This is a genomic window from Cellulosimicrobium sp. ES-005 (assembly GCF_040448685.1).
GTDB classification, from domain to species: domain Bacteria; phylum Actinomycetota; class Actinomycetes; order Actinomycetales; family Cellulomonadaceae; genus Cellulosimicrobium; species Cellulosimicrobium cellulans_G.
Genome location: NZ_CP159290.1, coordinates 1,048,185 through 1,069,468, shown reverse-complemented (window position 1 = coordinate 1,069,468; position 21,284 = coordinate 1,048,185). Strand labels below are relative to the sequence as shown.

Sequence of the window (21,284 nt, the reverse complement as noted above, 5' to 3'; positions counted from 1 at the left end):
GCCGGGCCGGCGGGAGCGCGACCGGTCCGTCGAGGTCCCGCAGCGTCGCGACGGCCGTATCGGTGGTGGTGTCGGCGGCGGTGGTCGCGTCCCGCGGGACGTGCGTCGTCGTCACGAGGCGCCCCCGGGCGCCGGGGCGTAGATCGCGCGGGCGAGGGCGTCGAGCACGCCCGCGGTGTTCGGGCCGTAGCTGAGGATCTCGGTGTCCGCCATGTCGACGATGCGTCGGTGCTGGCCCGCGGGCGTCTGGGCGATCGCCGGGAGCTGCTCGAGCAGGCCGTCCACGCCGTCGACGGACTCGAGGCCCTTCGTCATCATGAGGAGGAGGTCCGGCTGCATCGCGACGAGGCCCTCGTCGTTGACCGGTCGCATCCCGTCCCAGCCGATCTCGGTCGCGACGTCGACCCCGCCCAGGGCGCTGACGAGCGAGTCCGCGCCGGAGCCGGAGCCGAACAGGTAGTACACCCCGGCCTGACCACGCACGTAGAGGAACGCGATGCGCAGGCGGTCCGCCGGGTCCTGCGGGACGAGCGCCGCGATCTCCGTGAGCTTCGCGTCGATCTCGGCCTGCGTGCGCTCCGCGAGCACCGCGCCCTCCTCGGGGACGCCCAGCGCGTCGGCGACCTGCTGAATCAGCGTGCCGACGTTGTCCAGGTTCCGGTGCGAGTCCACGACGACGACGGGGATCCCCGCGTCGCGCATCTGGAGGACCACGTCCCACGGCCCGAGCGTCGTGTCGGTGATGATCACCGTCGGGGCGAGCTCGAGGATCGCCTCGCCGCTCAGCTCGTGCCCGTTCGTCGTGACGAGCGGCTCGTCGGCGATCTCCTCGAACCCTGACGACAGGTCGCGCCCGACGACGTTGTCCCCCAGGCCGAGCTCGAACACGACGCGCGACGTGGAGCCGTAGAGGTCGAGCGCGAGGATGCGGCTCGTGTCGGTGACGGTGACCTCGGTGCCCTGCGTGTCGGTCACCGTGGCGGGCAGCGTCGGCTGCGGGTCGTCCGCGACGGGATCGACCGCAGCGTCCGCGAGGACCGCGGTCGACTCCCCCACGTACGACCGGGGGTCGTCCAGAGCGTCGAGCTCGGTGAGCGGCGTGGTGTCGACGGCCCCGGCGGCGGCACCGTTGCCGGCCGCGCCGGTCAGGGAGCAGGCGGTCAGGACGGCGAGCACCGCACCGAGGACGACCACCGGGACGGGGCGGGCGCTGCGACGGGCGGGGCGTGAGGACGGGGCGGTGCGGGTCGGACGGGGAGGGTCCTGAGGCATGGGTGCGGTGCTCCGGTTCGGCGCGCTCCACCGGGGGTGCGCACGCGGACGATCTGAAGTAAGCCGTGCCTTACCTTATTTAGTGAAGGCTAACCTGACAAGTATCTGACAGAGCGCCAGAACTGTGGCACCCGTCACCCCGGGCCGCGCCCGCGTCGCTCGGACCGCGCCCACGCACGGCGACGGCCCGTGACCTTGGCAGGTCACGGGCCGTCGCACGAGGTGCGTTCGGGGCGGGTCAGCCCTCGTCGAGCGCGAGGAGGTCGTCGACGGTCTCGCGGCGCACGAGCACCCGGCTCGCGCCGTCGCGCACCGCGACGACGGGCGGGCGCGTCAGCAGGTTGTAGTTCGACGCCATCGACCGGCCGTAGGCGCCCGTCGCCGGGACGGCGAGGAGGTCCCCCGCACGCACGTCGACCGGGAGATGCACCTCGTGGACGACGATGTCGCCGCTCTCGCAGTGCTTGCCGACGACGCGCGCGAGCACCGGCTCCGCGTCCGACGCCCGGCCGACGATCTCCGCGTGGTACTGCGCCGCGTAGAGCGCCGGGCGGATGTTGTCGCTCATGCCGCCGTCGACCGACACGTACGTGCGCACGCGGCCGTCGTCGAGCGTCACGGGCTTGACCGTGCCCACGGTGTAGAGCGTGAGGCCGGCCGGCCCGACGATCGCACGACCGGGCTCGATCGAGAACCGCGGCAGCGGCGTGCCGAGCTCCGCGGCCACCGCGTCGACGGCGGCGGCGACGTCCTTCGCCACACGCTCGGGGTCGAGCGCGACCTCGCCGGGGAGGTAGGCGATGCCGTAGCCCCCGCCGATGTCGACCTCGTCGACGAGCACGCCCGAGCGGTCCGCGAGCCGCGCCCGCAGCTCCAGCACCGCGCGCGCGGCGACCTCGAAGCCCGAGGGGTCGAGGATCTGCGAGCCGATGTGCGAGTGGATCCCGAGCAGGTGCAGCTCGGGCCGGGCGACGACGTCGAGCAGCGCGACCATGGCCGGCGAGTCGCCGGCCGGGCCGCCGTCCGCGCCGCGGGGCGCCGCGATCGACAGGCCGAACTTCTGGTCCTCGTGCGCGGTCGAGATGTACTCGTGCCCGCCCGCGTGGACGCCGGTCGTCACGCGCACCATGACGGGCGCGACGACGCCGCGCTCCCCCGCGAGGCGCGCGACCCGCTCGACCTCGACGAGCGAGTCGACGATGATCCGGCCCACGCCCTCGTCGAGCGCCCGGCCGATCTCGGCGTCGGACTTGTTGTTGCCGTGCAGCCCGATCTCCGGGCCGGGGACGCCCGCGCGCAGCGCGACGGCGAGCTCTCCCCCGCTCGCGGTGTCGACGCGCAGTCCCTCCTCGCGCGCCCAGCGCGCGATGGCCACCGTGAGCAGGGCCTTGCCCGCGTAGTACACGTCGACGTCCGACCCGACGGCGCGGAACGCCGCCTCGAACGCCGTGCGGTACGCCCGGGCGCGCGTGCGGAAGTCCGCCTCGTCGAGCACGTACGCGGGCGTGCCGTGCTCGGCCGCGAGGTCGTGGACGCCGACGCCCGCGACCTCCACCACCCCGTCCTCGCCGCGGCGCACGCCCCGCGACCACGGCTCGCCGGGGTACCCCGGCAGACCGGTGCTCACATGCGCTCCGGCGCGGAGACGCCGAGCAGGCCGAGGCCGTTGGCGAGCACCTGGCGCACCGCGTCGTTGAGCCACAGGCGCGTGCGGTGCGTGTCCGTGACCTCCTCGTCGGGGTAGGGCAGGACGCGCTGCGACTTCTGCTGGTACCACGTGTGGTAGTCGCCGGCGAGCGCCTCGAGGTAGCGCGCGACGCGGTGCGGCTCGCGCAGCTCCGCCGCCTGGGCCACGATGCGCGGGAACTCCGTCAGGCGACCGATGAGCGCGGCCTCGCTCGGGTGGTCGAGCAGCGCGGGCTCGAAGCTGTCGGCGCGCGCGACGCCGCGGTCGGCCGCGTTGCGGTCCACCGCTGCCGTGCGCGAGTGCGCGTACTGCACGTAGTAGACCGGGTTCTCGTTCGTCGCCCGCGCGAGCAGGTCGAGGTCGAGGTCGATGTTCTGGTCCGTCGACGAGCGCGCGAGCGAGTACCGCGCCGCGTCGACGCCGACGGCGTCCACGAGGTCCTCGAGCGTCACGACGGTCCCGGCGCGCTTGGACATGCGCACGGGCTGGCCGTCCTTGACGAGGTTGACCATCTGCCCGATGAGGAGCTGGAGGTTCTTCCCCGGGGTGTCGCCGAACGCCGCGCAGACCGCCATCATGCGGCCGACGTACCCGTGGTGGTCGGCGCCGAGCATGATGATGACCTCGTCGAAGCCGCGCTCGCGCTTGTCGAGGTAGTAGGCGATGTCGCCCGCGATGTACGCGGCGTCGCCGTCCGACTTGATGACGACGCGGTCCTTGTCGTCGCCGAAGTCGGTCGTGCGCAGCCAGGTCGCGCCGTCCTGCTCGAACATGTGGCCCGACGCGCGCAGGCGCTCGACGGCCCGCTCCACCGCGCCCGACTCGTGCAGCGAGTCCTCGTGGAAGTACACGTCGAAGTCGACGCCGAAGTCGTGCAGCGACGCCTTGATCTCGCCGAACATGCGCTCGACGCCCCGCGACCGGAAGACCTCCTGCGCCTCGGCGTCCGGGAGCGTGCGCGGGTCGGGGTCGCCCGCGGCGAGCGCGTCGGCGATCACCGCCTCCGCGATCTCGGTGATGTACTCGCCGCCGTACCCGTCCTCGGGCGCCTCCAGGCCGCGGGCGCGCGCGAGGAGCGAGCGGGCGAACCTGTCGATCTGCGCGCCGTGGTCGTTGAAGTAGTACTCGCGCGTCACGTCCGCGCCGCTCGCCTCGAGCACGCGCGCGAGCGAGTCGCCGACGGCGGCCCAGCGGACGCCACCGATGTGGATGGGGCCGGTCGGGTTGGCCGAGACGAACTCGAGGTTGACCTTCGTGCCCGCCTTCGAGTCGTTGCGCCCGTAGGCCGGGCCCGCGTCGACGATCGTGCGCGCGAGCTCGCCCGCGGCGGCCGCGTCGAGCGTGATGTTGAGGAAGCCCGGGCCGGCGACGTCCACGGCCTTGACGCCCGGGGTCGCGGCGAGCCGCGTCGCGAGGTCCTCGGCGAGGGCGCGCGGCGTCGTGCCCGCCTTCTTGGCGAGCTGCAGCGCGACGTTCGTGGCCCAGTCGCCGTGCTCGCGCTGGCGGGGTCGCTCCACGTGGACGCGCTCGGGGACCGCGGTCGGGTCCAGGGCGAGGGTGCCGTCGGCGACGGCGGCGGCCAGGGCAGCGCTCAGCGCTTCGGAGAGCTCGTCGGGGGTCACCGGGCGATTCTACCGAGGCACGAGCACCCTCCGTCGCGGCATTTCGCGCGAGGCCCGCGGGGCGTCCCGACCACCGGACGCCGACGGGCGCACGCACCCCGGACGTGCTGGTAGTCTCGTGCATCGCGTCGGCGGACACCGTCGGCGCTCGCCCTCGTAGCTCAGTGGATAGAGCGTCTGCCTCCGGAGCAGAAGGTCGTAGGTTCGAATCCTATCGAGGGCACCGCGCTCCGCTCTGACGAGCCTGGCCCGCCTCCGGCGGCCGGGCTCGCGTCGTCTCCGGGCCCGGCTGCTCCCGCGCCCCGTCCCGCGCGCCCGCTACGGTGGGGCCATGACCGACGGCGGCTACGGGGACTTCGAGTTCGAGCGCCGGTTCCTCGTGCGCGACCTGCCCGAGGACCTGCGCGACGCACCGGCGCTCATCGTGCAGAGCTACTACCTCGCCGACGAGGGCTACGCGCTGCGGCTGCGCGCCAAGGTCCCGACCGTGGACGCGACGATGGACCCGGCGACGGACCCCGTGCACCTCCTGGACCGCTACGCGCCCGCGGTCGACCTGTGCACCCTCACCGTCAAGGGTCCGATGGCGGGCGGCACGCGCTACGAGGCGGAGCGTGAGGTCGACGTCGCGGTGGGCGTGCAGATGATCCGCCGTGGCGGCGCACGCGTCGTCAAGACGCGGTACTCGGTCTGGGTCGGGGCGGACGGCTGGGTGGTCGACGTGTTCGGCGGGGCGAACCACCCGCTCGTCGTCGCGGAGTGCGAGCGGACCGGACCCGTGACGGACCTGCAGATCCCCGCGTTCTGCGTCACCGAGCTCACGGACGACCCCCGGTTCTCCAACGACGCCCTCGCGAGCCGGCCCTACGGCGCGTGGCGCGACGACTTCGAGGCCGAGCTCGCGGCGGCCGGTCCCCGGTTCCTCCAGGACTTCGGCCGCAACGAGCGGCTCTCCGGCCCGTAGCCACCGCGCTGCGCGTGGCGCCCGCCGGCACCCCGGTCAGCGCAGCGCGTCCGCGGCGGCGCACACGGCGGCGACGTCGAACCGGACCGTCCGGCGGTCGACCGGGACCCACCCGGGCTCGTGCCCGAACAGCACCGCCCACGGCAGCGCACCGGAGGAGACGTGCTCGCGCGCGTGGTCGCGCGCCCGGGCGTCCGCGACCTCTCGCTCGACCGCGTCCTCCAGCGCCACGAGCTCGGCCCGCACGGCCTCGCCCTTCTCCGTGAGGCGACGCGCCCGGCCGGGCTCGAGGTAGCCGTCGCGACGCGCGCCCTGAACGACGCGGCGCGACGCGGCGTGCACGCGGTCGCGGAGGGCGTCGTCCCGGGGGTCGAGCGCGACGCGCGCGCCTGCACGGGCGTCGTCGCCCAGCAGCGCGGTCAGTGCGAGGCGCTCGCGCTCGGACGCGGGCGATGCGTCGAGGAGGACGAGCACGGGAGGCGAGCCGGCCGCCGTCGGCTCCACCCGGACGAGGCCGGCGAGCGCGAGACTCAGCACCTGCGCGGCGAGCGCGTGCTCGGGACGGCGCAGGACGACCGCGGCGAGGAGCAGGTCGGCCACGGTTCCGACGATACGGCGGAGAGGGCCGCGGCGGAGGGTGCCGGGCGCGTCAGGAGTTCTGGATCTCCTCGACGCCCTGGACGAACTCGAAGTGCCACGGCTCGTAGGCGCCGCTGCCGCCGCGCTTGGCCCAGGCGGGGTTGGCCCAGCCGTAGGTGGCACCGTTCTGGTTGATCCACGCGTAGACCTCGCGCGAGCCGGTCTCGACCGAGCACAGGTCGATCGCGAGCCCCCACCCGTGCATGGACCAGCCGGGGGGCGCGGCGAACGCGCCGCGGGAGGACTTGAGCGACACCTGCGTCGAGAGCGTGCGGTACGACGAGACGAGGCACAGGTCACGACCGAACGTCGCCCGGAAGGCCTCGTTCATGGCCGACAGCGAGACCGCGGCGTCGGGCCGCAGGTGCTCGCCCGCCTGCCAGAGCTCGCACAGCGCGTGCTCGTCGAGCTTGCCGTTGGTGCCCGCGGGGCGGACCGTGGGGTCGCAGCCGGGGAGCGGGTCGCGCGCGGCGGACCGGGAGGCGGCCTCGCGCCGCACCTCGACGCGGGGGGCGGCGGCGACGCTCTGCGAGACCGCGGGTGCGGTCGACGCGGCGGTCGCCAGGTCGAGGGCGCTGGGACCCAGCGGTCGCGTGTCGGGCTCGAAGGGCGAACCGGTGCCCAGCCCGTCGTCCGCGCCGGCGGAGAGGGGCATGGCGATCGTCGCGGCGGCGAGCGTCCCGAGGACGGCGATGCGCGGCATCCAGCGGTGCTGGCTGGAGACCTGTGCCTGGGGGCGACGACGGCGGGAACCCTGCTCCGCCTCGCGCCGGGCCCGTCGGGACTCGAGGGCGGGTGCGTCGGCCTGCTGCGACTCCACCCGCCACCTGCCTCTCACCCTTCGGGGTGGCTCTCGGGCCACCGACGACCGATCAATCACGGAACAGTAACGAAGCACTCCGACGATGCCAAGTCCCCTGTTCAGGGGCGGGGCCGGAGGCCCGCGCGTGCCTCACGGACGACGCTGCATCGCGTCGCGCACCTCCCCCACGAGCTCTTCGAGGATGTCCTCGAGGAACACGACGCCGAGGGCTCCGCCGCCCGCGGGCGCGTCGACGCGCGCCAGGTGCGCGCCCGAGCGCTGCATCGCCCGGAGCGCGTCCTCGACCTCGTCGCCGGGGGCGGCGGTCGCGAGCGCGCGCACGCGCCACGACGGGACGGGGGCCCCGCGCGTCGTCTCGTCCGCGTACAGCACGTCCTTGACGTGGAGGTAGCCCACGAGCTCGCCCGAGACGTCGGCGACCGCGAACCGCGAGAACCCGGTCTTGGCGACGAGGCGCTCGACCTCCTCGGGCGTGCAGCCCTCGGTGACGGTGACGAGGTCCGCGACCGGCACCATGACGTCCTGCGCGGTGCGCTCGGAGAACTCGATCGCGCCCGAGAGGAGGCCCTGCTCGTCCCGCAGCACGCCCTCCGCCTGGGAGTGCTCGACGATCGACTGGACCTCCTCCGCGGTGAACGCGGAGGCGACCTCGTCCTTGGGCTCGACCCCCGTCGCCCGGACCGCGTGGTTCGCGAGCCAGTTGAGCGCGACGATGACGGGGCGCAGCACGCGCCCGATCCACACGAGCGGCGGCCCGAACCACATGACCGCCGTTTCGGGACCCGCGACCGCGAGGTTCTTCGGGACCATCTCGCCCACCACCACGTGCAGGTAGACGACGATCGCGAGCGCGACGACGAACGCGATCGGGTGGGCGAGCGACGTGCTCACGCCGAGGGCGTGCAACGGGTCCTCGATGAGGTGCGCGAGCGCCGGCTCGGCGACCACGCCGAGGCCCGTGGAGCAGACCGTCACCCCGAGCTGGGCGCACGCGAGCATGAGCGACACGTTCTCCATCGCCCACAGGACCGTCTGCGCCCGGCGGTTGCCCTGCGCGGCGAGCGGCTCGATCGCCGAGCGCCGGGCGGAGATGACGGCGAACTCGGCGCCGACGAAGAACGCGTTCCCCGCGAGCAGGAGGACGGCGACGAGGAGCGCGGTGGTCGAGCTCACGACTCCACCTCCTCGGGGGCCGCACGAACGGAGAGCCGCTCGACCCGCCGACCCTCCATCGCCTCCACGCGCAGCACGACGCGGTCGCGATCGTCGCCCGCGACGACCTCGTCGCCCGGCTCCGGCACGCGCCCGAGCCGCGCCATGACGAGGCCGCCGAGCGTCTCGTACGCGCCGTCCTCGGGCGCACGGAGCCCGGTGACCTCGGTGAGCTCGTCGGGCCGCATGACGCCCGGGACGAGCCAGGAGCCGTCCGCACGGCGGGCCGCCCCCGCGCGCCGCGGGTCGTGCTCGTCCGCCACGTCCCCCACGAGCTCCTCGACGACGTCCTCGAGGGTCACGACGCCGGAGGTGCCGCCGTACTCGTCGACGACGACCGCCATCTGGAGCCCGAAGCCGCGCAGCTCGACGAGCAGCGGGCCGAGGCGCACGGTCTCCGGCACCCGGGGCGCCTCGACCATGAGCGCCGCCGCCGGGACCTCCTCGCGCCGCTCGTACGGGACGGCGACGGCGCGGCGCAGGTGGACGAGGCCGACGACGTCGTCCCGGTCCTCGCCGATGACCGGGAAGCGGGAGTGCCCGGTCCGGCGCGCGGCGTCGACGACGTCCGCGGCCGTCGCGTCGCGGTCCACGACGACCATCCGCATCCGGTCCGTCATGACGTCGACCGCGCTCAGCTCGTCGAGCTCGATGGAGTTGGTGAGGAGCGTCGCGACGGACACGTCGAGCGTGCCCTCCTGGGCCGAGCGGCGGACGAGCGCGGCGAGCTCGGAGGCGGAGCGCGCGCCCGACAGCTCCTCGCGCGGCTCGACGCCGACGCGGCGCAGGATCGCGTTCGCCGAGCCGTTGAGCACGGCGATCACGGGCCGGAACAGCTTGGTGAACTGGCGCTGCACCGGCACGACCTGCCGGGCCGTCGCGTAGGGCGCGCTGAGGGCGAAGTTCTTGGGGATGAGCTCGCCGAAGAGCATCGAGACGAAGTTCACGACGAGGAGGGCCAGGACCCCGGCGAGGACCGCCGAGGCCGCCTGCCCGAGCGCGGTGGCGCCCAGCCCGGCGCCGAACAGCGAGAGCAGCGCCGGCTGCGCCGTGTAGCCGAGGAGGATCGTGGTGAGCGTGATGCCGACCTGCGCGGACGACAGCTCGGTCGACAGGTGCTTGAGGCCGGCCCGGACGCTGCGGTCGCGCCGGTCGGCACGCGGCCTCCCGCCGGAGGGCGGGGATCCGCGTCTGTCGCCCTCCTGGTCGGGGTCGTCACCGGCGGGGAGGACGGCGGGGTCGAGGGTGACCAGGGAGAACTCGCTGGCCACGAAGACGGCGGTGCCTGCGGTGAGGAGCACCCCGAGCGCGACCATGACCCAGTCGCCTACCACGAGGTGCTCCACCGATATCGAGAGGTGCTCTTCATCGTGCCGACGATGCTAGCGCCCGCTCCCCCCGGGGCGCCCGGGCGTGCGGCGCCCGGCCGCTCGGCGGCGGGGAAATCCGGCCGACCTGGGCCGACGTGTGCCACGCTGTATCCCATGGCAGATCCGAGGGCAGCGAGCGCATCACCGACCGGCGCGGGCGCCGGTCCCGTCCCGGGCCGCGGGCCCGTGCCCACGACGGCGCCGTTGACGGGCGGCACCCCGCAGCAGGCGGCCACGGTCCTCGTCGTCGAGGACGAGCCCGCCATCGCGACGGCGATCGCGCAGCGCCTGAGCGCCGAGGGCTGGCGCGTCGAGGTCGCGCGCGACGGGCTCTCCGGCGTCGATGCCGCGACGCGGCTGCGCCCGGACGTGATCGTGCTCGACGTCATGCTGCCCGGCATCGACGGCCTCGAGGTCACCCGGCGCATCCAGGCCGAGCAGCCCGTGCCGATCCTCATGCTCACCGCGCGCGACGACGAGACCGACATGCTCATCGGGCTCGGCGTGGGTGCGGACGACTACATGACGAAGCCCTTCTCGATGCGCGAGCTCGTCGCGCGCATCAAGGCGCTGCTGCGCCGGGTCGACCGTGCCACGCAGGCCGCGAGCGCCGCGCCGACCGACCCGCCCATGACGGTCGGCGACGTGACGATCGACAAGGCTCAGCGCCGCGTCTACCGCGCGGGCGACGAGGTCCACCTCACGCCCACCGAGTTCGAGCTCCTCGTCATGCTGGCGAGCTCGCCCAAGACCGTGCTCACGCGCGAGCGTCTCCTCGCGGAGGTCTGGGACTGGGCGGACGCGAGCGGGACGCGCACCGTCGACTCGCACATCAAGGCGCTGCGCCGCAAGCTCGGCGCGGACCTCATCCGCACGGTCCACGGCGTCGGCTACGCGTTCGAGCCGCCCGCCGGATGACCTCCCACCCCGCTGACCCTGCCGACCCGGTCGACGGCGCGGGCCGGGGCCCGGGCGGCCCGAGCGCTCCGCCGCGCAACGGCGCGCACCGCGCGCACACGATCCGCCCGCACCTGCCCGACGTCCGTCCGCTCGACTCGTTCCGCTCGCTGAAGATCAAGCTCGGCGTGCTCGTGGCCGCGACCGTCACGCTCGCGGTCCTCATCACGTGGATCGGGCTGCAGAACCAGCTCGGGCCGTCGCGCACGTTCCCGCTCGCGATCGTCCTGTCGCTGCTGCTCACCCAGCTCCTCGCGCGGGGCATGACGTCGCCGCTGCGCGAGATGACGGCGGCGGCGCGCGCGATGGCCGACGGCGACTACACGCGGCGGGTGCGGGCGACGAGCCGCGACGAGGTGGGCCAGCTCGCCGTCGCGTTCAACGTCATGGCGGAGGACCTCGCGACGAGCGACCAGGTGCGACGCGAGCTCATCGCGAACGTGTCGCACGAGCTGCGGACGCCGATCGCGGCGCTCCAGGCGCAGCTCGAGAACGTCGTCGACGGCGTCACGCAGCCGACGCCCGCGACGATGGAGATGGCCCTGGCGCAGACGGAGCGCCTCACGCGCCTCGTCTCCTACCTCCTGGACCTGTCGCGCATCGAGGCGGGCGCGGCGGCCCTCAACATCACCGAGATCGACGTGGGCGACTTCCTCGAGGAGAACGCCGAGGCGGTGTCGATGGTGGAGGCCGGGAAGCAGCTCCGGTACGTCGTGGACGTCACGCCCCCCGACCTCGTGCTCGAGGCGGACCGCGAGCGGCTGCACCAGGTCGTGACGAACCTGCTGCAGAACGCGATCCGGCACTCCCCGCAGGGGGGCGAGATCCGGCTCGAGGCGTACCCGGTGGACGACGACGTCGTGCTCGAGATCGTGGACGAGGGCCCGGGGATCGCGAAGGAGGACCGCGAGCGCATCTTCGAGCGCTTCGCCCGGGCCAGCGCGACCGGCACGCACACGACGACCGGCGGCTCGACGGGCGGGACGGGCATCGGCCTGGCGATCGTCCGGTGGGCGATCGACCTGCACGGCGGGCGGATCGAGGTCGCGGACTCGCGCAGCGGGGCGACGATGCGCGTCACGCTCCCGGCGCACGCCCACGCCGTCGAGCCCGACCTGCTCGGCGAGCCGGCGCCCGGCCCCGAGGGCCCGACGACCCCCTGAGCCCGCGGCTGACAGCGCGGGCACGCCCGCGCGGGCGTGCGTGAGATCCGTCACACCGCCCGCCCCGGATACCTCGCGATGGCGTGGAATTCCGCGATCTTGCCGTCCGACGAGGTCCGCGTGGGATCACTTTTGCCTGGCCCAGACGCGGCGTGAAGAACCCGCGAACAGGCCGCGCGCGAACGCCCCGCGCAGCCCCCCGGGCCGCCGCCGAGGGCCTAGGCTGGAGTGGTCCGGAATCCGGACGAGTCTGCGCCGACGTCGGCCGCACGCCTCGCGCGTGCCGCCGCACGCCTGCTCGCAGACTGTGACCGACAGCGACCTGTGTGTGAAAGTGGGCGATCCTCGCGTGTCCCCGAAGGCTGAGTCAGAGGCGATCAGCGACGCAAGCTCCGTGTTCGGAGCGAACGAGTGGCTGGTCGACGAGCTGTACGAGCAGTATCTCCTGGACAAGAACGCGGTGGACCCCGCGTGGTGGGACTTCTTCGAGGACTACCGTCCGGCGGAGCGTGCCGAGGCAGCAGCCACGACGGCCGCCGCGCCGTCGACGCCCGTGAACGGGTCCTCCGCGGCGCCCGCCGCGGCCCCCTCCGCGCCGGTCGCCCCCGCCGCCGTGACGGACGGCTCGGCCGCCGCCGAGGCGGCGCAGCGCGTCAAGCCCCCGAAGCTCCCTGCCGACCCCGCGGTCAACGCCGCCGCCGAGGCCGTCCGGGCGACGCGGCCCGTCGCGACCGCCCAGCCCGCGACCGCGCCGTACGCGCAGGTCCCGGCCCGCAAGGTCGCCGGCGCGCCGACGGCCGAGGCGGAGACCGTGGCGGACGACGTGCAGAAGCTCCGCGGCCCCGCGGCGCGCGTCGTGACGAACATGGAGGCCAGCATCCAGGTGCCGACGGCGACGTCGGTGCGCGCGGTGCCGGCCAAGCTCATGGTCGACAACCGGATCGTCATCAACAACCACCTCGCGCGCGGCCGCGGCGGCAAGATCTCGTTCACGCATCTCATCGGGTTCGCGCTCGTCGAGGCGCTGGCGGACATGCCGATCATGAACGCGAGCTACACGCAGCTCGACGGCAAGCCCGCGGTGAACCAGCCGGCGCACGTCAACTTCGGGCTCGCCATCGACCTGGCCAAGCCGGACGGGTCGCGCCAGCTCCTCGTGCCGAGCATCAAGAAGGCCGAGACGATGGACTTCGCCCAGTTCTGGGCGGCCTACGAGGACCTCGTCCGCCGGGCGCGCGGCGGCAAGCTCGGCGTCGACGACTTCGCCGGGACCACGATCTCGCTGACCAACCCCGGCGGCATCGGCACCGTCCACTCGGTGCCGCGCCTCATGGCGGGTCAGGGCACGATCATCGGCGTCGGCGCGATGGACTACCCCGCGGAGTTCGCGGGCGCGTCCACCGAGCGCCTCGCGCGCCTCGGCATCTCGAAGGTCCTGACGATCACGTCGACCTACGACCACCGCATCATCCAGGGCGCGCAGTCCGGCGAGTTCCTCCGGATCCTGTCGCAGAAGCTCCTCGGCGAGGACGGCTTCTACGACCGCGTGTTCGCGGCGCTGCGCATCCCGTACGAGCCGGTGCGCTGGGTCCGCGACAACACCACGGACGCCGAGATCGAGGCGGCCAAGCCCGCCAAGATCGCCGAGCTCATCCACTCGTACCGGTCGCGCGGGCACCTCATGGCCGACACCGACCCGCTCGCGTACCGGCAGCGCAAGCACGGCGACCTGGACATCCAGAACCACGGCATGACGCTGTGGGACCTGGACCGCACGTTCCCCACGGGCGGCTTCGGCGGCAAGACGAAGTCCTCGCTGCGCGACATCCTCGGCCTCCTGCGCGACTCGTACTGCCGGACCGTCGGCGTCGAGTACATGCACCTGGCCGACCGCACGCAGCGCAAGTGGCTCCAGGAGCGCCTCGAGTCCGGGTACGCGCGCACGCCGCGCGAGGACCAGCTCCGCATCCTGCGCCGCCTCAACTCGGCCGAGGCGTTCGAGACCTTCCTCCAGACGAAGTTCGTCGGGCAGAAGCGCTTCTCCCTCGAGGGCGGCGAGGCGCTCATCCCGCTGCTCGACGCGATCCTGTCGAAGGCGGCGGAGAACGGCCTCGACGAGGTCGGCATCGGCATGGCCCACCGCGGTCGCCTCAACGTGCTGGCCAACATCGCGGGCAAGAGCTACGCGCAGATCTTCGCCGAGTTCGAGGGCAACCTCGACCCGAAGAGCGTGCAGGGCTCGGGCGACGTGAAGTACCACCTCGGCACCGAGGGCGTCTTCACCGCCGAGACCGGCGCGACGACCAAGGTCTACCTCGCCGCCAACCCGTCGCACCTCGAGGCGGTCGACCCGGTGCTCGAGGGCATCGTGCGCGCCAAGCAGGACCGCATCGACCTGGGCGGCGACGGGTTCTCCGTCCTGCCGATCCTCATCCACGGCGACGCGGCCTTCGCGGGCCAGGGCGTCGTGCCCGAGGTGCTCAACCTCGCGCAGCTGCGCGGGTACCGCACGGGCGGCACGGTGCACGTCCTCATCAACAACCAGGTCGGCTTCACCACCGGCCCGTCGTCGTCGCGCTCGACGACGTACGCGACCGACGTCGCCAAGGGCTACCAGGTCCCGATCTTCCACGTGAACGGCGACGACCCGGAGGCGTGCGTGCGCGTCGCGGAGCTGGCCTTCGCCTTCCGCGAGCAGTTCGACCGCGACGTGATCATCGACATGATCTGCTACCGCCGCCGCGGTCACAACGAGGGCGACGACCCCTCGATGACGCAGCCGCTCATGTACAACCTCATCGAGGCCAAGCGCTCGGTGCGCAAGCTCTACACCGAGAACCTCGTCGCGCGCGGCGACATCACGCTCGAGGAGGCCGAGCACGTCCTCCAGGACTACCAGGCCCAGCTCGAGCGCGTGTTCACCGAGACCAAGGAGGGCGGCTTCACGCCCGCCGCGGACCGCGAGCCGATCGCCGGCCTCGAGCGCCCGGAGTCCCAGCTCGAGGACGCGGGCACGATGGTCGGCTGGAAGACGGCGATCGACCGCTCGGTCCTCGAGCGCGTCGGCCAGGTCCACGTCGCGCCGCCGGAGGGCTTCACCGTCCACCCCAAGCTCGCGCAGCTCCTCGAGAAGCGCCGGCAGATGTCCGTCGAGGGCGGCATCGACTGGGGCTTCGGCGAGCTCGCCGCGTTCGGCTCGCTCCTCGTGGAGGGCACGCCCGTGCGCCTCGCCGGGCAGGACTCGCGCCGCGGCACGTTCGTGCAGCGCCACGCCGTCCTGCACGACCGCGAGACGGGCGCCGAGTGGACGCCGCTGCTGTACCTGTCGGCGGACCAGGCCAAGTTCTGGGTCTACGACTCGTCCCTGTCCGAGTACGCCGCGCTCGGCTTCGAGTACGGCTACTCCGTCGAGCGCCCGGACGCGCTCGTGCTGTGGGAGGCGCAGTTCGGCGACTTCGTCAACGGCGCCCAGACGGTGATCGACGAGTTCATCTCGTCCGCCGAGCAGAAGTGGGGCCAGCACTCCTCGGTCGTCATGCTCCTCCCCCACGGCTACGAGGGCCAGGGGCCGGACCACTCGTCCGCGCGCATCGAGCGGTTCCTGCAGCTCGCGGCCGAGGACAACATGACGATCGCGCAGCCGTCGACGCCCGCGTCGTACTTCCACCTGCTGCGCCAGCAGGCGTACGCCCGCCCGCGCCGTCCGCTCATCGTCTTCACGCCGAAGCAGCTGCTGCGCCTCAAGGCGGCCGCATCCAGCGTCGAGGACTTCACGACCGGCACGTTCCGCCCCGTCCTCCCCGACACGGCGGCCGACCCGGCGAAGGTCGACCGCGTGCTCCTGAGCACGGGCCGCGTCTACTACGACCTGCTCGCCGAGCGCACGAAGCGCGGCGACGAGGGCGTGGCGCTCGTCCGCCTCGAGCAGCTCTACCCGCTCGACGTCGACGGCATCCGGGCCGAGCTCGCGAAGTACCCGGGCGCCGAGGTCGTGTGGGTCCAGGACGAGCCGGAGAACCAGGGCGCCTGGTCGTTCGTGCACATCAACCTGCCCGAGGACCTGCCGCGCGTGAGCGTCGTCTCGCGCCCGGCGTCGGCGTCGACCGCCGCGGGCACGGCGAAGAAGCACCAGGCCCAGCAGGCCGTGCTGCTCGAGCAGGCGTTCGCCCGCTGACGTCGCGGGTTCCTCGCACCGGACCCGACGAAGGCCCCCTCCGTGCGGAGGGGCCTTCGTCGTCGGTGCGTCCGCCGCCGTCGCGCCCGGGGTGGGGCACGGCGGCTCGCGCGGCGCGAGATCGACCCGTGCGTCCGAGATCGGCCCTCAGGGGGGTCGACGTGGAGACGTGCGGGTCGATCTCGCGGGTCACCAGCGGGTGTGGATCTTCTCGCGCAGGTGGCGGTCGTAGATCTCGCGGACGCCCGAGGTGAAGAGCGGGCCGAGGACGTCCGCGTCGCCCGCGGCGGCGTTCGAGCGGGCCTGCTCGACGTTGCGCGCGCCGGGGATGACGGTCGACACGCCGGGCTGCTGCCAGACCCAGGCGATCGCGACCTGGGCGGGCGTGAGCTCCTGCCCGACGACGTCCTGCACCAGCGTGGTGAACTCGCCCGCCGCCTGGACACCGGTCTCGAAGTCGACGCCCGAGAACGTCTCGCCGACGTCGAACGCGCTGCCGTCGCGGTTGTACGTGCGGTGGTCGTCGGCGGCGAAGGTCGTGTCCTTCGTGTATTTCCCCGACAGCAGCCCGGACGCCAGCGGCACGCGCGCGATGACCCCGACTCCCGCCGCGGACGCCGCGGGAAGGACGGCGTCGAGCGGCTTGAGCCGGAACGCGTTGAGGATGATCTGCACCGTCGCGACGCCAGGGCGCGCGATGGCGGTGAGCGCCTCGTCGACCGTCTCGACGCTCACGCCGTAGCTCGCGATCGCGCCCTCGGCGACGAGCGTGTCGAGCCCGTCGTAGACCTCGTCGCGCGAGTAGACCGCCGTCGGGGGGCAGTGGAGCTGGACGAGGTCGAGGCGGTCCGTCCGGAGGTTCCGCCGCGACCGGTCGGTCCACTCGCGGAACTTCGCGAGCGTGAAGTTGTCCGCGTCCTGCGCCTCGCGACGCCCCATCTTGGTCGCGACCGTGATCGCGTGGCCCGGGTTGTCCGCGAGGTAGCCGCCGATGATCTGCTCGCTGCGCCCGTCGCCGTAGACGTCTGCGGTGTCGAAGAACGTCACGCCGGCCTCGGCCGAGGCGTCGAGCACGGCGCGCGCGTCGTCCTCGCTCACGTCGCCCCAGTCGGCGCCGAGCTGCCAGGTTCCCAGTCCGACGACCGAGACGAGCCGTCCCGTGCGTCCGAGCACCTGTCGTTCCATCGTTCCTCCTCGTGCTCCGTCGGGTGCGCCGGGAGACACACCCGGGCACCGAGTCTGACTGCCGAGAGCGCATCGCGCACGCTCGCACGCCGAGTACCGTATGTGAGCGTGAACACCCATGCCCCCTCGGGAACCCAGGTCCGCATCGCCCACGGCGAGCACGCAGCGACGATCACCGAGGTCGGAGCGGCCGTGCGCGAGTACGCGGTGGGCGGCAGGCCCGTCTTCACCTCCTTCCCCGAGGACGAGGTCGCGCCCGCGTTCAACGGCGCGGTCCTGCTCCCCTGGCCCAACCGGCTGCGCGACGGCGCGTACGAGGTCGACGGCACCACGTACCAGGTGCCCGTGTCGGAGCCCGACCGGGGCACCGCCCTGCACGGGCTGGCCTGCTGGCAGCGCTGGGTCGTCGTCGAGCACGAGGCCTCGCGCGCGACGCTCGAGCTGCACCTGCCGCCGTCGCCCGGCTACCCGTTCGACCTCGTCGCGCGCGTCACCTACTCGCTCGACGACGCCGGTCTGCGCGTCCACGTGCGGACGACGAACGTCGGCACCGCGACCGCGCCGTACGGCATCGGCTTCCACCCGTGGCTGTCGGCCGACGGTGCGAACCTCGACGAGTGCACGCTGCGCCTCGACGCCGCGACCCGCGTCACGACCGACGAGCGGCTCCTGCCCACCGGCACCGAGCCGGCCGCCGGGAGCTACGACCTGCGCGAGCCGCGCCTGCTCGCGGGCGTCGACCTCGACGACGCCTACGTCGACGTGCTGCGCGACGCCGACGGCCTGTCCTGGATGCGCCTGTCCGCGCCCGACGGCCGCACGTCCGCCGTCTGGATGGACGGCTCGATGGACACGTGGCAGGTCTGCACGGGCGACCACGTCGGCGACGTCGCGTTCCGCCGGTCCGGCGTGGCGGCGGAGCCGATGAGCTGCGTCGCGGACGCATTCCGCACCGGCGAGCGCCTCGTGCGGCTCGAGCCGGGCGCCTCGCACGAGGTCGTCTGGGGCGCGACGCTGCTCTGATCGGCGGGCGGTGGGCGGTCCGTCCGATATGCCCGGCTGGACACGCCGTCGCCACGGGATCGTTTCGACCCACGCCGTCCGCGTCGGGGAGAATGGCGCCCGTGGAGGACGCCGTGAGTCGAGAGGTACGGATCTGCGTCGTCGGCGACGAGCTGAGCGCCGGCGTCGGCGACGCGAAGGCCCTGGGGTGGGCGGGGCGCGTCGTCGCGCGCACCCGCTTCCCCCAGCCGGCGTACGTGTTCCCGCTCGCCATCCCCGGCGAGACGACGACGGCGCTCAGCCAGCGCTGGGAGGCGGAGACCGCGCGGCGGTTCGCCCCGGAGCCGGACGTGGACAACCGTCTCGTCATCGGCCTCGGCCGTCACGACCTCGACGCGGGGCTCTCGGTCGCGCGCTCGCGCCTCAACCTCGCGAACGTGCTCGACGTCGCGGAGTCGCACCGCCTGCCGACGTTCGTCGTCGGCCCCCCGCCGGGCCACGCGCAGGACGCCGAGCGGCTCGCCGAGCTCTCGCACGCCTTCTCGGACGTCGCGAACCGGCGCCGCGTGCCGTACGTGGACACGTTCAGCCCGCTCGTGACGCACGAGCAGTGGCTCGCGGACCTCGCGCAGAGCGGCAACGGCTTCCCGGGCCAGGCGGGCTACGGGCTCATGGCGTGGCTCGTGCTGCACACCGGCTGGCACGCCTGGCTGGGCCTCCCCGACGACACGGTCTGACCCGCGAGGTAGAGGCCCGGTAGCGCGAGGTAGAGGCCCGGTAGCGACCAGGCCTCTACCTCGCGGGAGAGACTCAGCCGCGCGAGACCGTGAGGTCGCCGGAGACGGTGTTCGCGGAGACGTACGCGCCGCCCGCGCCCGGCTGGTCGACGTGGTCGACCGACGTCGTGCGCTGCGCGGCCGAGTCCAGGCGGACGCCGTCGAGCACGGCCTTGCCCGTGACGCTGCGGGCCTTGAGGTTGACCGGCGACCCGGCCCCGAGACGCACGGCCACGTCGCCGGAGACGGTGCGCGCGTCGACGAGCGGCGTGCTCTCGCGCGCCACGACCTCGACGCCGCTCGTCACGGTGTTGACCGACACCCGGCCGAGCGTCCCGCCGAGCGTGACCGCCCCGGACGCGGTGCTCACGTGGACGTCGCCGACGTGCTCGCCGACGTCGACCGCGCCGGTGGCCGTCTTGATCGACGCCGTGCCGGAGACCCCCTGGACGCGTACGGCGCCCGTCGCGGTCGTCACGGACAGGTCGGCCCGCGACCCGACGACGGAGGCCGCGGCGCGCGCGGTCGTCACCTTGACGGGCACCTGCGCCGGGACGGTGAGCCGGACGACGGCGCGGTCCTTGTCGCGCAGGCCCTTGGCCCGCTCGACGAGGCCCTCGACGCCGGCGAAGTCGTAGCCGACGCGCAGCTCGCCGTCGTGGACGCTCACCTGCAGCGGGCGCTCGGACACCTCGCTGACGTCGAGGCGCGCCCCGGCCTCGCGCGCGGGGTCGGCGACGACGTCGACCGCGCCGTCGGTGAGCTGGACGACGACGCGTCGGACGTCGGCCACGTCGACGGTCTGGGGGGCGTTGATGACCCAGGACTCGGTGCTCATGCGCTTCTCCTCGTTCGGTTCTCTGGTTCGGGGTGCGGTGCGTGCGTCGAGGGGTTCTCGTGATCGTCGGTCAGGGCAGGGTCGCTCGCACGGCCTTGCGCGCGCTGTCGAGCACGGTGCGCAGGGTGTCGACCGTGAGCTCGGAGACGACGCTCGCGGCGTCCGCCCGGCGCAGGTCCGCGCGCACGTCCTCGCGGAAGCGCTGGAGCAGCGCCTCAGCCTCCATGCGCCACGCGTAGGACTCGCCGCGGCGCGGGTCCGGCCGGCCGTCGCGCGGGCGGGCGCGCGCCGTCTGGGCCGCGGCGGCGAGCTCGGCGCGCAGACCCTTCAGCGATCCCTGCACGTCGGCGCGCAGCGCCTCGGCGCGCTGGCGCACCGTCTCGGCGATGCCGTGCTCCAGCGCGGCGACGTCCCCGCGGCGCGCCTCGATCTCCGCGCGCCCGGCCGGCGTCAGCTCGTACGTCGTCTTGCGGCCGTCGGCGCTGCGGTGCACGAGGCCCTCGTCCTCGAGCCGCGCGAGGCGGGGGTAGATCGTCCCCGCGCTCGGCCGGTAGGTGCCGCCGAAGCGCTCCGAGAGCTCGGTGATGAGCTCGTAGCCGTGCTTGGGACCGCTGTCGAGGAGCGCCAGGAGGTACAGCCGGAGCTCGCCGTGCGCGAAGACGGTGGCCATCAGCGGTCCACCGGCCCGCTCGACGGCGCGGCGCCGCGAGCCCCCGGGCTCCCCCACGCGGGAGCGTCGGCATCGACCGGGGCGTCCTCGACCGGGTGCCCGGCCGCGTCCCACGACGTCTCGTCCGGCGCCCCGCGCAGGACGGTCACGTCGCCGGAGACGGCGGAGACCCGGACCGGCGAGCCGGCACCCGTCCGGGCGGGCTGGTGGAACGAGCGCGCGGACCCGCGCTGCTCCGTGCCGTCCACGAGGAGGCGCCCGCTCACGCAGCGGATCGCGTAGTCCATCGCGTCGGGGTCCGGCAGGCGCACGAGCACGTCGGCGGAGACGGCGCTCACGGTGATCTCGGACGGGGTGGTGCGGGTGTCGACGGTGACGGAGCCGGAGACCGAGTCGAGGCGCAGCGAGCGGAGGGCACCGGTCGCCGTGAGGCCGCCGGACACCGAGTCCATGCGGACCGGGCCGTCGTGCTCGCTCGCCGAGACCTCGCCCGAGACCGTGTCGACACGGAGCTCGCCGCGCGTGCGGCTCGTCATCACGGAGCCGGAGACGGTCGCCAGCCGGGCGCCGTCGCGCACGCCCGCGACGAGGGCCTCGCCCTGCACGGTCGCGACCTTGACCGTCGTCGTCGCCGGCACGGCGACGTGGACGTCGGCCGCGTCCTTGCCCGTGTAGGTGCGGAAGCGCTCGAGGAAGCCCTTCCAGCCCGCGACGAAGGGACCGTAGCCGACCCGGAGCGTGGTCCCCTCGAGGCGCACCTCCAGGGGGCGGCCCACGACCGAGTGGACCTCGACGCGCGTGTCGGTGCGCGTCGGGTCGTCGTGCGCGACGACGTCGATGCGCCCGCCGATGACGGTCGCGTCGAGCGTCCGCACGCGCGCGAGGTCGATGGCCTGCGGCCCGGTGACGGTCCAGCTCTCCTGCGTCATC

Annotated in this window: 17 protein-coding genes and 1 tRNA gene; 7 read left to right on the top strand and 11 right to left on the bottom strand. The window is 73.8% G+C overall.

What is annotated here, in order from left to right:
- Positions 1-111 precede the first annotated feature (111 nt).
- From ABRQ22_RS04615 to argS, 3 genes are all read right to left on the bottom strand, one after another.
- Positions 112-1,272, bottom strand: a complete 1,161-nt coding sequence (locus ABRQ22_RS04615) for an ABC transporter substrate-binding protein (RefSeq protein WP_353708739.1) — start codon at positions 1,270-1,272, stop codon at positions 112-114.
- A gap of 238 nt (positions 1,273-1,510) precedes the next feature.
- Entirely contained in the window at positions 1,511-2,899 is a 1,389-nt protein-coding gene (lysA, locus tag ABRQ22_RS04610; RefSeq protein ID WP_353708738.1) for a diaminopimelate decarboxylase, read from the bottom strand.
- Positions 2,896-4,581 (bottom strand): arginine--tRNA ligase, encoded by a 1,686-nt coding sequence (argS, locus tag ABRQ22_RS04605; protein WP_353708737.1) that lies wholly within the window; start codon positions 4,579-4,581, stop codon positions 2,896-2,898. Before argS ends, lysA begins: the two co-directional genes overlap by 4 nt.
- Before the next feature lie 150 nt (positions 4,582-4,731).
- Between argS and ABRQ22_RS04600 the strand changes: the two genes are divergently transcribed.
- Together ABRQ22_RS04600 and ABRQ22_RS04595 are read left to right on the top strand one after the other, a co-directional pair.
- A tRNA-Arg gene (locus ABRQ22_RS04600) sits at positions 4,732-4,804 on the top strand.
- Positions 4,805-4,912: 108 nt separating this feature from the next.
- Positions 4,913-5,545 (top strand): CYTH domain-containing protein, encoded by a 633-nt coding sequence (locus ABRQ22_RS04595; protein WP_253053319.1) that lies wholly within the window; start codon positions 4,913-4,915, stop codon positions 5,543-5,545.
- A 36-nt stretch (positions 5,546-5,581) separates the two neighbouring features.
- Here the strand turns inward: ABRQ22_RS04595 and ABRQ22_RS04590 are convergent, their stop codons facing one another.
- The 4 genes from ABRQ22_RS04590 to ABRQ22_RS04575 form a co-directional block, all read right to left on the bottom strand.
- Positions 5,582-6,145 (bottom strand): hypothetical protein, encoded by a 564-nt coding sequence (locus tag ABRQ22_RS04590; RefSeq protein ID WP_253053317.1) that lies wholly within the window; start codon positions 6,143-6,145, stop codon positions 5,582-5,584.
- 49 nt (positions 6,146-6,194) lie between these two features.
- On the bottom strand, positions 6,195-7,004 hold the full coding sequence (locus ABRQ22_RS04585; RefSeq protein ID WP_253053315.1) for a M15 family metallopeptidase: 810 nt from the start codon (positions 7,002-7,004) through the stop codon (positions 6,195-6,197).
- Between the two features lie 132 nt (positions 7,005-7,136).
- Positions 7,137-8,180: a hemolysin family protein gene (locus tag ABRQ22_RS04580; RefSeq protein WP_353708736.1), complete on the bottom strand. Its 1,044-nt coding sequence runs from the start codon at positions 8,178-8,180 to the stop codon at positions 7,137-7,139.
- A complete protein-coding gene (locus ABRQ22_RS04575) occupies positions 8,177-9,553 on the bottom strand; it encodes a hemolysin family protein (protein ID WP_353708735.1) in 1,377 nt (458 codons plus the stop codon). Before ABRQ22_RS04575 ends, ABRQ22_RS04580 begins: the two co-directional genes overlap by 4 nt.
- Before the next feature lie 150 nt (positions 9,554-9,703).
- On the opposite strand from ABRQ22_RS04575, the gene ABRQ22_RS04570 reads away from it, so the two are divergent.
- From ABRQ22_RS04570 to ABRQ22_RS04560, 3 genes are all read left to right on the top strand, one after another.
- Positions 9,704-10,507: a response regulator transcription factor gene (locus ABRQ22_RS04570; RefSeq protein ID WP_253053309.1), complete on the top strand. Its 804-nt coding sequence runs from the start codon at positions 9,704-9,706 to the stop codon at positions 10,505-10,507.
- Positions 10,504-11,709, top strand: a complete 1,206-nt coding sequence (locus ABRQ22_RS04565; RefSeq protein ID WP_353708734.1) for an ATP-binding protein — start codon at positions 10,504-10,506, stop codon at positions 11,707-11,709. The genes ABRQ22_RS04570 and ABRQ22_RS04565 overlap by 4 nt, the downstream gene beginning before the upstream one ends.
- A gap of 349 nt (positions 11,710-12,058) precedes the next feature.
- Positions 12,059-15,883 carry a multifunctional oxoglutarate decarboxylase/oxoglutarate dehydrogenase thiamine pyrophosphate-binding subunit/dihydrolipoyllysine-residue succinyltransferase subunit gene (locus ABRQ22_RS04560; RefSeq protein ID WP_353708733.1) on the top strand — a complete coding sequence of 1,275 codons (3,825 nt, stop codon included), beginning with the start codon at positions 12,059-12,061 and terminating at the stop codon, positions 15,881-15,883.
- Between the two features lie 189 nt (positions 15,884-16,072).
- Here ABRQ22_RS04560 and ABRQ22_RS04555 read toward each other — a convergent pair whose 3' ends face one another.
- The gene (locus ABRQ22_RS04555; protein WP_353708732.1) at positions 16,073-17,068 is read right to left on the bottom strand and encodes an aldo/keto reductase; all 996 of its coding nucleotides are present in this window, start codon (positions 17,066-17,068) and stop codon (positions 16,073-16,075) included.
- A gap of 108 nt (positions 17,069-17,176) precedes the next feature.
- Here ABRQ22_RS04555 and ABRQ22_RS04550 point away from each other — a divergent pair, with 108 nt between their 5' ends.
- Positions 17,177-18,091, top strand: coding sequence for an aldose 1-epimerase family protein (locus tag ABRQ22_RS04550; protein ID WP_353708731.1), 915 nt, complete (start codon positions 17,177-17,179; stop codon positions 18,089-18,091).
- Positions 18,092-18,204: 113 nt separating this feature from the next.
- Positions 18,205-18,807, top strand: coding sequence for a GDSL-type esterase/lipase family protein (locus ABRQ22_RS04545; protein WP_253053299.1), 603 nt, complete (start codon positions 18,205-18,207; stop codon positions 18,805-18,807).
- A gap of 73 nt (positions 18,808-18,880) precedes the next feature.
- On the opposite strand, the gene ABRQ22_RS04540 is transcribed toward ABRQ22_RS04545, so the two are convergent.
- The 3 genes from ABRQ22_RS04540 to ABRQ22_RS04530 form a co-directional block, all read right to left on the bottom strand.
- Positions 18,881-19,684 (bottom strand): DUF4097 family beta strand repeat-containing protein, encoded by an 804-nt coding sequence (locus ABRQ22_RS04540; protein ID WP_353708730.1) that lies wholly within the window; start codon positions 19,682-19,684, stop codon positions 18,881-18,883.
- Between the two features lie 70 nt (positions 19,685-19,754).
- Positions 19,755-20,354, bottom strand: a complete 600-nt coding sequence (locus ABRQ22_RS04535; RefSeq protein WP_253053295.1) for a PadR family transcriptional regulator — start codon at positions 20,352-20,354, stop codon at positions 19,755-19,757.
- Positions 20,354-21,283, bottom strand: a complete 930-nt coding sequence (locus ABRQ22_RS04530; RefSeq protein WP_353708729.1) for a DUF4097 family beta strand repeat-containing protein — start codon at positions 21,281-21,283, stop codon at positions 20,354-20,356. Before ABRQ22_RS04530 ends, ABRQ22_RS04535 begins: the two co-directional genes overlap by 1 nt.
- Position 21,284 lies beyond the last annotated feature (1 nt).